This is a genomic window from Clostridia bacterium (genome assembly GCA_012840125.1).
Lineage (GTDB): Bacteria > Bacillota > DULZ01 > DULZ01 > DULZ01 > DULZ01.
Map to the genome: position 1 here is coordinate 1 of DULZ01000018.1, position 12,613 is coordinate 12,613.

10 protein-coding genes and 1 riboswitch are annotated in these 12,613 nt (G+C 55.3%); of the genes, 2 read left to right on the plus strand and 8 right to left on the minus strand.

Going from position 1 to position 12,613, the window contains the following annotated elements; all coding sequences use genetic code 11:
* Positions 1-217: 217 nt before the first annotated feature.
* Positions 218-388: riboswitch (cobalamin riboswitch) on the minus strand.
* A gap of 48 nt (positions 389-436) precedes the next feature.
* The gene (locus tag GXX34_01725) at positions 437-826 is read right to left on the minus strand and encodes a PilZ domain-containing protein (protein ID HHW06248.1); all 390 of its coding nucleotides are present in this window, start codon (positions 824-826) and stop codon (positions 437-439) included.
* 88 nt (positions 827-914) lie between these two features.
* The gene (gene acs, locus GXX34_01730) at positions 915-2,816 is read right to left on the minus strand and encodes an acetate--CoA ligase (GenBank protein HHW06249.1); all 1,902 of its coding nucleotides are present in this window, start codon (positions 2,814-2,816) and stop codon (positions 915-917) included.
* 310 nt (positions 2,817-3,126) lie between these two features.
* Here acs and GXX34_01735 point away from each other — a divergent pair, with 310 nt between their 5' ends.
* The gene (locus tag GXX34_01735; protein HHW06250.1) at positions 3,127-3,744 is read left to right on the plus strand and encodes a superoxide dismutase; all 618 of its coding nucleotides are present in this window, start codon (positions 3,127-3,129) and stop codon (positions 3,742-3,744) included.
* Between the two features lie 41 nt (positions 3,745-3,785).
* On the opposite strand, the gene thiI is transcribed toward GXX34_01735, so the two are convergent.
* Positions 3,786-4,937, minus strand: a complete 1,152-nt coding sequence (thiI, locus tag GXX34_01740; protein HHW06251.1) for a tRNA 4-thiouridine(8) synthase ThiI — start codon at positions 4,935-4,937, stop codon at positions 3,786-3,788.
* On the minus strand, positions 4,934-6,094 hold the full coding sequence (locus GXX34_01745; GenBank protein ID HHW06252.1) for a cysteine desulfurase: 1,161 nt from the start codon (positions 6,092-6,094) through the stop codon (positions 4,934-4,936). The genes thiI and GXX34_01745 overlap by 4 nt, the downstream gene beginning before the upstream one ends.
* Before the next feature lie 142 nt (positions 6,095-6,236).
* On the opposite strand from GXX34_01745, the gene GXX34_01750 reads away from it, so the two are divergent.
* Complete coding sequence (locus tag GXX34_01750; protein HHW06253.1) at positions 6,237-6,689, plus strand: N-acetyltransferase; 453 nt, start codon at positions 6,237-6,239, stop codon at positions 6,687-6,689.
* Positions 6,690-6,732: 43 nt separating this feature from the next.
* On the opposite strand, the gene GXX34_01755 is transcribed toward GXX34_01750, so the two are convergent.
* From GXX34_01755 to GXX34_01770, 4 genes are all read right to left on the minus strand, one after another.
* Positions 6,733-8,058 (minus strand): Glu/Leu/Phe/Val dehydrogenase, encoded by a 1,326-nt coding sequence (locus GXX34_01755; GenBank protein ID HHW06254.1) that lies wholly within the window; start codon positions 8,056-8,058, stop codon positions 6,733-6,735.
* A gap of 165 nt (positions 8,059-8,223) precedes the next feature.
* Positions 8,224-9,576 (minus strand): M23 family metallopeptidase, encoded by a 1,353-nt coding sequence (locus GXX34_01760; protein HHW06255.1) that lies wholly within the window; start codon positions 9,574-9,576, stop codon positions 8,224-8,226.
* Between the two features lie 212 nt (positions 9,577-9,788).
* A complete protein-coding gene (locus GXX34_01765) occupies positions 9,789-11,063 on the minus strand; it encodes a methyl-accepting chemotaxis protein (protein HHW06256.1) in 1,275 nt (424 codons plus the stop codon).
* A 19-nt stretch (positions 11,064-11,082) separates the two neighbouring features.
* Positions 11,083-12,613: FAD-dependent oxidoreductase (locus GXX34_01770; protein ID HHW06257.1), on the minus strand; the 1,531-nt coding region annotated here is incomplete at its 5' end.

Sequence of the window (12,613 nt, forward strand, 5' to 3'; positions counted from 1 at the left end):
GGCGGCCGCCGCACAGGTACCGGTGGTAATCCCCCGCCGCAGCCGGCGCCCTCCATGCCAGGCAGTACCTAAATCACCAGCCGCCCGGTAGTTCCCTGCCATCAGCGCTCCTCCTTTACACTGTCATCCCTCTCCGCGCCAAAAGAAAAATCCCCTGCCCAACGGCAGAGGACTCCATACCCATAGATATGTGTCTACTTCCCCATACGCGTGGGTCACCAGTAGCGTCAGAACGAGTAGGTCTCCTGGCTTAGGTTCACCGTCTTACCATACCTTCCCATCGGGCAACCCCGACAGTGGTCTATCATGGCAGACTCCCCATCACAGTGGCGGTACCGCGCCGGCTTCACACCGGACTTCCCTTGGCACTCGTTCCCCATCTATGCAATTTTCACCGGTTAAGGAAATTATATAACGTGGGCGAGAGAATAGCAACCTACGTTTGACGTTCTTTTCCTTTTTGCTTAACCTGCAGGCGGCTGAGCACTCGCAAGAGTCTCACCCGGTCCCGGTCAATCATGTTATCAAATCGCATCCCGTACCGGAAAACATCGCCATGAACTTCCTGCCGGACGATACTGGCTTCCAGAGCGAAGCTCTCCCCCTGGAGCCTGAAAAAAGCTTTTACCACAAACTTTTTGTCCACCGGTAAGTCAAGGGCGGCTTGCACCAGCAGTCCCCCGGCGCTGACGTTGGCGATGTGACCGAAGATCTCCTTGTCAATGTTGACTTTGGTTCCTTGAATAGACAGGATCTGCAATCGACACGGCACCATATCCACTGGGACTCTGAAGTACTGTCGTTTTTCCACATAATCCTGTCCCATAGAACCACCCCCGCTGCCCTAGCCAAGGGCTCTTTTTGGGGGTTTAATTCTACACGCGCCGGCCTAACTCCTGCAGTAGTATTCGTCACTATTCTTCCAAAGTGGAAGTATCGCCGACTTCCAGCCCCAACTCCTGCGCTTTCAGGAGCCGCCGCATGATCTTGCCGCTCCGGGTCTTGGGCAGGCTTTCCACGAACTGCAGCTCGCTGGGAGCGGCAATGGGACCCAAGACATCCCGCACGTGATTGACAATCGCCTTGCTCAGCTCTTCCGACGGCTGGTTGCCTGCCCGCAGGATGACAAAGGCCTTGATGGCTTCACCCTTGATGGGATCCGGTTTCCCAATCACCGCCGCCTCCGCTACGGCCGGGTGGCTGACCAGGGCGCTTTCCACATCAGCGGTACCGATCCGGTGTCCTGCCGGGTTGAGCACATCATCGGAGCGCCCTAAGAACATGATATAGCCATCGGCGTCGCGGGTGGCCACGTCCCCGGTCACATAGAAGCCGGGAATGGTGTTCCAGTATTGTTCATAACGCTGCGGGTCATTATACACCGTGCGGAACATGCTGGGCCAGGGATTCTTGATAACAAAGTTTCCACCTTGGCCGGGCGGTACCGGGTTTCCTTGACTGTCCACCACATCGCCGTCAATGCCGATGGCCAGGACGCCGCAATAACCGGGTTTCGCCGGCAAGGATAAAGGAGTGCATACCAGGGGAGCACCGGTCTCCGTCTGCCACATATTGTCACAAATCCATGCTTTTCCGTTGCCGCAGAGGTTACGATAACCCCACCACCAGGCCTCCGGGTTCATGGGCTCACCGGCACAGACGATCTGGCGGATGGTGGACAGATCATACTTGGCCGCCCATTCTTCGCCATACCGCATCAACATTCTCAGTAGGGTAGGAGCGGTGAAAATGCGGCTGATACCGTATTTTTCAATGAGCCGGTAAAAAGTGCCCGGATCCGGGTAATCGGGCGCCCCCTCCCGCACGAAGATCGTGGCGCCGATGGTAAGAGGAGCATAGACAATGTAGCTGTGCCCGACGATCCAACCGATGTCGGAGGTGGACCAGTAAACGTCCCGGTCGGAAATATTCATGAAAGCCTTGGCATGATAAGCCGTCCCCACCATATAGCCCCCATGGACAAAGACGGCCCCTTTCGGTTTGCCGGTGGTACCGGAGGTGTAGAGGATGAACAGCAAATCTTCCGCATCCATGACTTCCGCTTCACAGTGATGGGAAGCCTTGGCCATCAATTCATCATAATCATACTCTTTGGGGCCTAAAACCGTCTCCTCGCCCAACCGCCGGTGCACGATGATGCTTTCCACCATGTCCAGACCCTCCACCGCCGTCCGGACAATATCAAGCAAAGCCACGGTTTTGCCCCGGCGGAACCCGACATCAGCACAGATCACCGCTTTGGCCCCGGCGTCCACAATCCGGTCCCGCAGGGCGCCGTGACCCAGCCCGGCGTAGACCACGCTGTGCACGGCACCGATCCTGGCACAAGCCAGCATGGCCATGATGCCTTCCGGGGTGAGAGGCATGTAAATACAAACCCGGTCGCCTTTGCCGATGCCCAGGCTCTTTAACACGTTAGCCAGTTTGTTTACATAAAATAGAAGCTGGCGGTAAGTAAAGATCCTTTCCACGCCGTCTTCGCTTTCCCAGATGAGAGCCACTTTGTTCTTGCGCTCACCCAAGACATGACGGTCCAGGCAGTTGTAAGTGATGTTGGTCTTGGCGCCGACAAACCACTTGGCATACGGGTACTGCCAGTCCAGCACGCGGTCCCACTCTTGGAACCAGTGAAAGTCCCGGGCCACTTTGTCCCAAAATCCTTCCAAATCAGCCAGCGACGCTTCGTAGACCTGCTTCCAATCTTTAATGTAGGCATCACTGGCAACTATGTCGGTCGGCGGCTGTACTACCTCAACCGAACTTAATAAGGCGCTAAATTGTCCGTTAGTACTCATGCCCGTTTCCTCCTTACCGTTGTTTGTATCTCAATATTCTAAATATTCTCATATAAATGCCATAATCCTTTTTTTACCGAAAATATTTTCCACCGGAAACACCGGCGGGAAACTGCCTCAGCTAACCGGTGCAAAAAATCGCCTCCCCAAGCTTCACAGGCCCAAGGCAAGTCTTTCCTGCCGCCTAAGGCAACGGCCTGCCTTTGTCTTTTTCTCATTCCTCTGCATATGATAGCAACACCATGGATGATCTGCCGGGCAGGGGGCCGGCCTGACGGGCATGAACACTAATGGCAAAGGAAGGATGTCCATGAGCGTTTATTATCCCCAACGATATTCTTTTCATCATGTGCGCGGTATCTCTTTGAACCAGTTGGAACAGCACTACCAACTATATGTGGGTTATGTAAACAAATGGAATGAAATCCAAAGAATTTTGGAACAAACCCCCGACTTTCCCAATCCCAATGCTACCTTCAGCTTGCTGCGGGGGTTGCAAAAAGGGCAAAGCTATGCGTTGAACGGGATTAAACTCCACGAATTATACTTTGCTAATTTGGGGGCGGGCCACCCTTACGATCCGGAACGCTACCGGGAACTGGCCCACCTGTTGCGAAGAGATTTTGCCGGGTTTGAAGTCTTTTCCCGGCGATTTACGGAAGTAGCCCAGGCGGTGCGGGGCTGGGCGGTCCTGGCCATCGATCCCATTGACCAGAGGCTCCATATTTACGGCTCTGACGCCCACGACGAAGGCTCCATCTGGCTGGCCTGGCCCCTTTTGGTGCTGGATGTCTATGAACACGCTTATATGATTGATTTCGGGATTAACCGGCGGGAGTACCTGAAAGTCTTCATGCAAAACATTAACTGGGCGGTAGTCAATGACCGGCTGGAGGCTTACCGCCGGCTGCCCAAATTCCACCGGTAGTGTTAACATAAAAAGCAGGCCCTTTCAGCCTGCTTTGGTGTTTAGATCTGGATGATTTCCGTTTTGGCGAGGGATTCTTCAATCAAGCCGGGTATGTCCAGCACCGCCTCCGCCGCCCGGACTTTCTCCAGTTTTGGTTTCGTCGCCGGGTGCTTGGGCAAGAACAGGGTGCAGCAATCTTCATAGGGCAGGATGGAAATCTCATAGGTGCCGATTTTTTCCGCCAGGGCGATGATTTCCGCTTTATCCATGGTGATCAAGGGTCTCAGCACCGGCAGTTTCGTCACTTCATTAATAGCCATCATGCTCTCCAAAGTCTGGCTGGCTACCTGACCCAGGTTTTCCCCGGTCACCAGGGCCAGGGCTTTCTCCTGTAAAGCCACCTTTTCCGCAATCCGGAACATCATCCGGCGCATGATGGTTACATAAAACTCTTCCGGGCAGCTCTTGCGAATGGCTTTCTGGATTTCCGTAAAATGGTTGACATAAAGTTTGAAGCCCCTGCCGTAGGAAGCCAATAGCCGGCACAGGTCCACCACTTTATCCTTAGCCCGCTCGCTGGTAAAAGGAAAACTATGAAAATGGAGTCCTACCGGCTGGACCCCCCTTTTCATCGTCAGCCAACCGGCCACGGGGCTGTCGATGCCGCCGGAAATCAGCAGCAGTGCTTTTCCGGCGGTGCCCACCGGCAGCCCCCCCAATCCTTTGAACTCCTGGGAGTAGACAAATGCCCCTTCCTGCCGGATTTCCACCTGCAGCACCACTTCCGGCCGGTGCACATCCACCTTCCAGCCGGGCAGCCGCGACAGGACATAGCCGCCCACTTCCCGGCTCACTTCAGGGCTGGTCTTGGGAAACTTTTTATAAGCCCGGCTGGTTTCCACCTTAAAAGTTGTGGGCTCCAGGGGGGCAAGCTGCCTGACCGCTTCTTCTTTAATTGCTTGCATATCCAGCGGTACCCCTTGAGCGGGGCTGACGCTGTGGATCCCGAACACCCGGGTAAGCCTTTTAATGACTTCCCCGGCCTCATGGCCCAGCTCTACATAAATCCGTCCATAGTTTTTCTCGATGCTGCGCGGGGGCAGCCCCTCCAAAGCCGCCTTCATGTTGTCCAGCAGCCGGTTCTCAAAGAGATAGCGGTTTTTCCCCTTGAGGCTGATTTCCCCGATGCGCACGATCAATACTTGCTTCATGAAAAGCCTCCTTTGAAATCCCGGTATTCCTTCACCGTCTCCTCGATAATTGTCCCGGCTTCCTCCACCTCTGCTGCGGTGTTATGCGGCGACAGGCTCAACCGGATAGCCCCGTAAAGAGCCTCTTTTTTCTTGCCCATGGCCTTCAACACGTGGCTTGGGTCATCCCGCCGGGAATGACAAGCCGACCCGGTGGATACGTACAGGCCGCGCTCCTCCAGCATGTGTACCAGTACTTCGCCCCGGTCCACCCCTTCAAACCAGACGTTGATGATATAAGGAACGGCCCGGGACATAGAACCGTTGATGTGACAGCCCTTGATTGCCAGCAGTCTTTCCCGCAACTGCCTGCCCAAGGCAAACATATCATTGATTTGCTGCGCGCCTTTCGCCATGGCTTGAGCCGCCGAGCCGAAACCCACGATGCCCGGCATGTTTTCCGTCCCGGCCCTCAATTTGTTTTCCTGTTCACCGCCCACATGAAGGGGGTCCATCGCCACCCCTCTCCGGATGTACAGGGCGCCGATGCCTTTGGGGCCGTGCAGCTTATGGCCGCTGAGGGTCAGCAAATCCACTTTTGCCTGTTCAAGGGGAATGGGGATTCTCCCGGCCGCCTGTACCGCATCTACATGAAATAAGGCTTGAGGGGCCAATTCTTTCACTAAAGACCCGATTTCCTCTACGGGCTGGATGGTGCCCACCTCGTTATTGACCAGCATGACACTGACCAGGCCGGTGTCTGCGGTCAATGCCTGCCGCAAGTCCGCCGGGTCCACCAGCCCCTCCCAGTTCACCGGCAGGTAGGTCACCCGGAAGCCCTCCTCTTCCAAGTACTGAAACGCAGCCAGCACGGAAGGGTGTTCAATTTGGGTGGTAATAATGTGCTTTCCCCGTGACTTCCGGCGCCGGGCCGCCCCGATCACGGCCCAGTTGTTGGCCTCCGTCCCTCCGGAGGTAAAAAAAATCTCTTCTTTGCTTGCACCGATGAGGGAGGCAATCGCCAACCTGGCTTCCTGGAGCAGCCTGGCAGCGGCAGCCCCTTTACCGTGAAGAGATGAGGGATTCCCGTATTCTTGTTCCATGACCCGGACCATGGCGGCGGTAACTTCCGGCAGCACCCGGGTCGTCGCACTGTTGTCAAAATATATCTCTTTCATGGGCTTACCTCTCTTTTCCTTAACTGCTTTTATTCTACCCTAAATGATGATGTTGTCAATCGTGCCGGATTTAGCAAAAATCTCTTGCATAAATATGCATAAGATAGTATATTTATTGTAATATGGCTTCGAGGTGAACGGTATGCAGCTAAGAAAAGCAGTCATCAGCGATGTGCCGCAGATCCAAAACCTGATCAACTACTATGCGGAAAAAGGATTAATGCTGGGCCGGTCCCTGAGTTCCCTCTACGGGGGCATCCGGGAGTTTATCGTGGCGGAAAAGGACGCCAAGATCGTGGGCACCGGCGCTTTGCATATTGTCTGGAGTGACCTGGCGGAAATCCGGTCCCTGGCTATAGCCCCGGAGTACGTGAAGAACGGTCTCGGCTCCCGCATTGTGCATGCCCTGGTGGAAGAAGCCCGTGAGCTTGGTGTTTCCCAGGTCTTTACCCTGACTTACCAGCCCGGCTTTTTCGAAAAATGCGGTTTTCACGTCATCGACAAAGAGCAGCTGCCCAACAAGGTTTGGAAGGACTGCCTGGACTGTGTCAAGTTTCCCAACTGCGACGAAACTGCCCTGCTACAAATCCTATAACACCATCACGCGAAAAGGAGGGGTCTGTCCCCTCCTTTCACTGTTAATTGTTCAAGCTGAACTTGTGGTTAGCCAGTGTGCCTCTCAGTTTCATGGCCTCATAGACCCGCTGCACGGCTAGTTGAATGGCCGCTTCGGTAGGACTGATTTGCTCGTCCACAGCGATCTTGGTGAACTCCTTGAAGCTGTCCTTAATCCGCTCCTTGATGAATTCCAGCACTTCCTCTTTCTTGGCCGGTTTGGCACTCAGAGAAGCGGCATATTCCAGGTTGGAGCCAATCACGCCGCCGGCGTTAGCCACGATGTCCGGGAAAACGTATACTTGCTTCTCTTCCAGGATAGCCTGCCCTTCCGGCGTGGTGGGCATATTGGCTCCCGCCACCACCGCTTTGGCTTGCACACCGGGAGCGGTTTCTTTATTCAGCACATGGCCGGCACCGCAAGGCACCAAGACGTCCACCGGCATTTGGAAGAGTTCCTCGTTGCTCAGGAACCGGTTATTGAAATCCTTCACGGTGCGGCGCTCGCCATAGTACCTCATTAAGGCGGGAATATCCAATCCTTCCGGATCTTGCACACCGCCTGCTCTGCCGGTCACGCCGATCACTTTCACACCCTCTTGAGCCAGGTAATAGGCGGCGTAGGAACCGACGTTACCGAAACCTTGCACCGCTACCCTGGCCTGGTTGGCGGGAATGCCCATGTAGTCCAGGGTTTCCAAAACGGCCACGGCCACCCCGTAACCGGTGGCTTCCTTCCGGCCCGCCAGCCAGCCGTTGACTCCTTCCGGTTTTCCTGTGACGGAAGCGGGATCTCCGGTGACGGTGCTGATGACAGCCATTTCCGGACCGCCGGTGTTCATATCAGGGGCGGGAATGTATGCATGGCTGGTCAGCAGTTCTCTATGGAGGTCGGCATACTTAGCCATGAGGGCTCGCTTGACAATGGCCTCGAATTCCAGGTTACGCTCCCTCAGGCCGAATAGCTCATAAACCTCGTTCATATCCAGGTTAATCCCGGATTTGCCGCCACCGAATTCAATACCGGTGACGGCGGTTTTTAAAGTCATTAACCGAGCCAGCTCGGTGGTTTCCCATACACTGACGTCGCCGGCCAAGCGAATGCCGCCTTTATAAGGTCCCCTGGCATTATTGTGGAGCACAATGCAGCCAAAAGGACTGATCACTTTGCCCAGCACTTCGACGGTGAGCTTAAAGATAAAGACCCGGTCAGGTTGGATCAACTGGCTGATCACTTCCTCAGGATAGACCAGTCTCTCACCGGCACGCCGGATCAACTCGCTGGATACGTTATCCGGCTCTTTGCTCCCCATGAGATAATCAAAACCTACCAAATTACCATCCTTCATCCACTTTGCCTCCTTTAGCCTGAAAAACTAAACAGCGTTTCTATTTCCGTATTTTAACGTAAAAACAAGTCGGTAAACAATATAAAACCGGAAAAAATACCGTTTAATGACAAATGTATACTGTATGCTAGATCTGCAAAAGCAAAAGGGACGGTGACCCGTCCCTTAGATGTAGTCCCAGGGGTTCTGGGGCTTGCCGTTCTTCCGCACTTCGAAATGCAGGTGCGGGCCGGTGCTCAAGCCCGTGCTGCCCACCGCACCGATTTTATCCCCGGTCGAAACCTTTTGGCCCTTCTTGACATAAATCTTCGAGAGATGCCCGTACCTGGTTTCCAAACCGTTGCCGTGATTAATATACACGGCCAGCCCTAAACCTGCCGTGCGGCCGGCAAAAGTAACGGTGCCGGAAGTGTAAGCGTGAACGCTCCTGCCCACGGGAGCAGCCAAATCAATACCCTCATGGAACCGCCTGGTTTTGTAAATCGGGTGCTGGCGCCAACCATAGTCACTGGTCACCCGGGTGGCACTGACGACGCCGTAGTTGCGCCCGACACCGCGGGCCAGGAAAGTCCGCGTGCCTCGTTTGACCACCCGTTCCACAGGTTCTTTAAGCACCGTTTCAGCCAGTACTTCCATGGTGCTTTCGTGGCCGTTTTCAAAGACAATCTTGTAAGTGACTTCTTTTTCCCCCGGGGCGCCTTCCTCCACCACCCGGCGCTCATTGCGGAGTAAAGCTGAATCATCGATGTATTTGGTGGGCGCCGGGATGGATTCCGTCACCGTGGTCTCCAGGGTCACCAGCACGGAGAGCTGCGGGCGGCCCGGTTTGATGAGGATTTCATCTCCCGGCATCAGCTTTTCCGGTACCGCTTCCGGATTAAGCTGGAGCAGTTCCGACACGGTGGTCTCGTACTTAATGGCAATATCCCAGAAATTATCACCTTTTTCGACCACATGGATCGTGTCCGGCACCTTGAGGCTGTACAGTTTTTCCCTGGCTGCCTCTTCCGTATCCAGGGACCTGATATCGGCCGGTTCTTTCACAACCTCTACATCTTCGGCAAATTCCACCGAAGTTATTGTGACATCTTCATCGTCTTCATCCCCCTTGGGAATGAAACGTTCCTTGTATTCCGCCAGCATGGTTTCCAATTTTTCTTTGTCCAACAGGCAGATAAAGGGCTCCCCGTCTACTTTCACAATATAAGCTTCCGTCTCTAGCGCCACATTGGCGGCCAGCTTTTTTTCCAGCTCCGCTGCCGACACCGGGGTGGCATTCCTTCTGGAAACCCTTTCAAATACCGGCTGGGCATCCGTGAGCACAGGCTGCCCTAACCGCTGTTCCTGCCTATGTAAGAAAGTCTCCCAGATTTCCATGGCTTCTCCCTTATCAGCGACCACGGCAATAGTCTGCTCCCCCAGGCACATTTCGTAACAGGAGGACTGTCTATAAAAAACCGCAGACAGGACTACCAATACCAGAAATCCTGCCAGGCAGTAGAGTATCTTTCGTTGCACAGGCCGGTTACTTCTATTTCTCAAGCTGCGTCGCCTGGCTCCCCTTCTTCTCCTCTCTGACCGGCGACGGGCTGTTTCGCTCATTTCCGACACTTGATGCTCTTGCCCCCCTTGTGCTCCTATCCTCCTTCCTTATTGTACTAATACTAGTCGAAGTTTGGCAACCGCTGTCGCCGGATTATCTCCTTGCCATTTTTGCCCAAACACCGGTGCTAAAGCTTGAAATGGCCCATCACCTGCTTCAAATCAAGGGCGATTTCACTTAACGAGGCAGCCGCCGACGTGATTTCTTCAATGCTTCCTACCTGTTCCTCCGAGGCACTGGCCGCGTTCCTGATGCCGTCGGCTGTTTTTTCCGCCAGGTCATGCAAATGGCTGACAGCTTTGGCCAACTCTTCCGCTTTGGCCAGCACCGCTTCTGACGTGCTCTTGATCACCTGCAGCCGGCTGGAGACTTCTTCCGAAGAGGCCAGGATACTCAAGAAGATCTTGCCGGCTTCCTCCACCAGCTGTCTCCCGCTGTTCACTTCCAGGCCGAAACTGTTCATGGCCTCCATGGAACGCTCCGCCCCCGCCTGGATTTCCTCCACCAGCTGGGCAATCAATTGGGCGGACTGTTCCGACTGCTCCGCCAGTTTCCGCACTTCTTCCGCCACCACGGCAAAACCGCGGCCGTGCTCCCCGGCGCGCGCGGCTTCAATGGCCGCATTGAGGGCCAGGAGATTGGTTTGGCTGGCAATGCCGGTGATAATTTCCAGGATCCGCCCAATTTCCTGAGAACGTTCATTCAACAATTTGACCAGTGAACTGGTATCGCCGGCCACCCGGTCGATGAGTCCCATTTGAGCTACCGCCTTTTTAATAGTGGCTTCCCCCAGCCTGGCATCCTGGGAGGCTTTCATCGATGTCTCCGCCAGGGCCATGGTGGTCTTGGTGATCTCGTCTAACCTGCCCTCCATTTCCTGCATGGACTGCACATTGGCACTGGTTTGGATCGATTGAGAATCGGCATGCTGGGCAATCTCGTCCATCACGTGGGCGATTTGCGTGGCCGCCTCGCTGTTTTGATCGGCCACCTGGTAGAGTTCTTGCGAGGCATGAGTTAACTTTTCAGCCAGGGCATCCATCTTTTCAACAATCTCCCGCCAGGCCAGCACCATTTTGTCCAGGGTTTGGCCTAGGGGGCCCATGGCGCCCAGCCTGGTTCCTTGCAGGCGACCACTGAGATCCCCTTCGGCAATGACCGCCACGTGCTGGATAATCAATCTCATGGGCACCACAAACCGGCGGAAATTGGAACCGCCGATGATTGCCCCCAGCACACCTCCTGCACCGGCAACGGCGAGCAGGGTAATGATCCGGGCCGTGCCCGCAATGTCATTTCCTATTACCACACCCAAACCAATAAGGAATGCACCTATGCTGGCCAGAATAACGGTGCGTGCCAGGTACTGCCCCAATGATACCGTCTTCACTTCTTGTTCCAATTACACCACCCCTCTCCGGCTAGATGATTCTGGCCAAGTCAAAACCCCCATGGACAGCATCCAACGCGTCACCGGGTTTGGCTGCATCTCCAATCACATGGCATTTGACATAGGACCCATGTAATTCACGGTACAAACCGTCATCAGACTTCACACCAACGGCTACCACTACTGTCTGGGCGGGAATCCATTTTCTCTCTCCCTCAGCTTCCACCAGCACCCCCCGTTCACCTATTTCCAGCGCTTGATGCCGCACCAGCGTCCTGATACCCAATCGCTTTAAGTCAGCCAGCATGGACCAGCGGGTGGAGGGTCCAAGCCCCTTACCAATCCGTCCTTCCTGTTCAATCAACGTGATCTCCCGGGGATTCCGGTACAGCAGTTCCTGCAGCACCGCCGGGCTCTCCCCTTGGTACCAGGCCAGGAAATGCCAGTTCTCCGGCTTCATGCCTCGCTCCGTCGCCAGGTAAAGGGCCGTCTCGATACCCGTGGGCCCCCCGCCGATGACGACCACTTGCCGCCCGGCCACTACTTTGCCGTCCAACACATCCCCGGCAGGCACCACTTGAACCGCCCCCGGAGCCGCCAGCGGCAGTTGCATTTCCCGGGCTCCGGTAGCCAGGACGACTTCATCGTATTCGCCGTCCAAAATATCTTCTTTGGTAGCCATGGTATTCAGGCGAATCTCCACTCCTAAACGCACCAGCTGGGACTCCAGGTAGTCAATAAACCGGCGGAAATCCTGCCGCCCCGGCGGCACCGCCGCCAGTCTGAGCTGCCCGCCCAGCTCTGATGCCTGTTCCCACAGGGACACCCGGTGGCCTCTCAGCGCCAGTACCCGGGCCGCCGTCATCCCGGCAGGCCCCCCTCCGACCACCAGTACCTTTTTTACCTCATCCGCCGGGGTAATTTCCGTTTCTTTCTCCCGGCCGGCCCGGGGATTAGTCAAGCAAGTAACCTGGCGGCCGGAAAAGACCCGGTCCAGGCAACCCTGATTGCAGCCGATACAGGGACAGATCTGGTCCCCTAATCCGGATTCGGCTTTACGCCCCCAGTACGGGTCCGCCAGGAAACCGCGGGCCACCCCGACCAAATCAGCTTGTTCCGTAGCCAGGATTTGTTCTGCCACCAGGGGATCGTTGATCCGGTTGCAGGCAATGACAGGCACGGATACACCTCTTTTGATATTGGCTGCCAGGTAGACAAAAGCCCCGGGCGGCACCTGCATGGTCAACTGGGGCACATGAGTTTCATGCCATCCTCCGGTGACGTTAATGGCATCCACCCCTGCTTTCTCTAAAGCTTGACAAAATGCCAGCGCTTCTTGACCCGTATTGCCGCCCAGCATGAAGTCATTTCCCGCCACCCGGACCAGCACCGGGTAATCCGGTCCCACGGCTTCTCTGACGACTTGCACCACGGCCAGGGGAAAGCGAAGCCTGTTTTCCCAACTGCCGCCGTACCGGTCAAGTCTCTGGTTCGTCAACGGTGAGAGAAATTGAGAAATCAAGTACCCGGCACTACCCAAGATCTCCACCGCGTCAAAACCC

Excerpts from the sequence above, each read along its gene's own strand:
- GXX34_01735 (HHW06250.1), top strand. The coding sequence starts at position 3,127 with ATGAGCGTTTATTATCCCCAACGATATTCTTTTCATCATGTGCGCGGT.
- GXX34_01750 (HHW06253.1), top strand. The coding sequence starts at position 6,237 with ATGCAGCTAAGAAAAGCAGTCATCAGCGATGTGCCGCAGATCCAAAAC.
- thiI (HHW06251.1), bottom strand. The coding sequence starts at position 4,937 with ATGAAGCAAGTATTGATCGTGCGCATCGGGGAAATCAGCCTCAAGGGG.
- GXX34_01725 (HHW06248.1), bottom strand. The coding sequence starts at position 826 with ATGGGACAGGATTATGTGGAAAAACGACAGTACTTCAGAGTCCCAGTG.
- GXX34_01745 (HHW06252.1), bottom strand. The coding sequence starts at position 6,094 with ATGAAAGAGATATATTTTGACAACAGTGCGACGACCCGGGTGCTGCCG.
- GXX34_01755 (HHW06254.1), bottom strand. The coding sequence starts at position 8,058 with ATGAAGGATGGTAATTTGGTAGGTTTTGATTATCTCATGGGGAGCAAA.
- acs (HHW06249.1), bottom strand. The coding sequence starts at position 2,816 with ATGAGTACTAACGGACAATTTAGCGCCTTATTAAGTTCGGTTGAGGTA.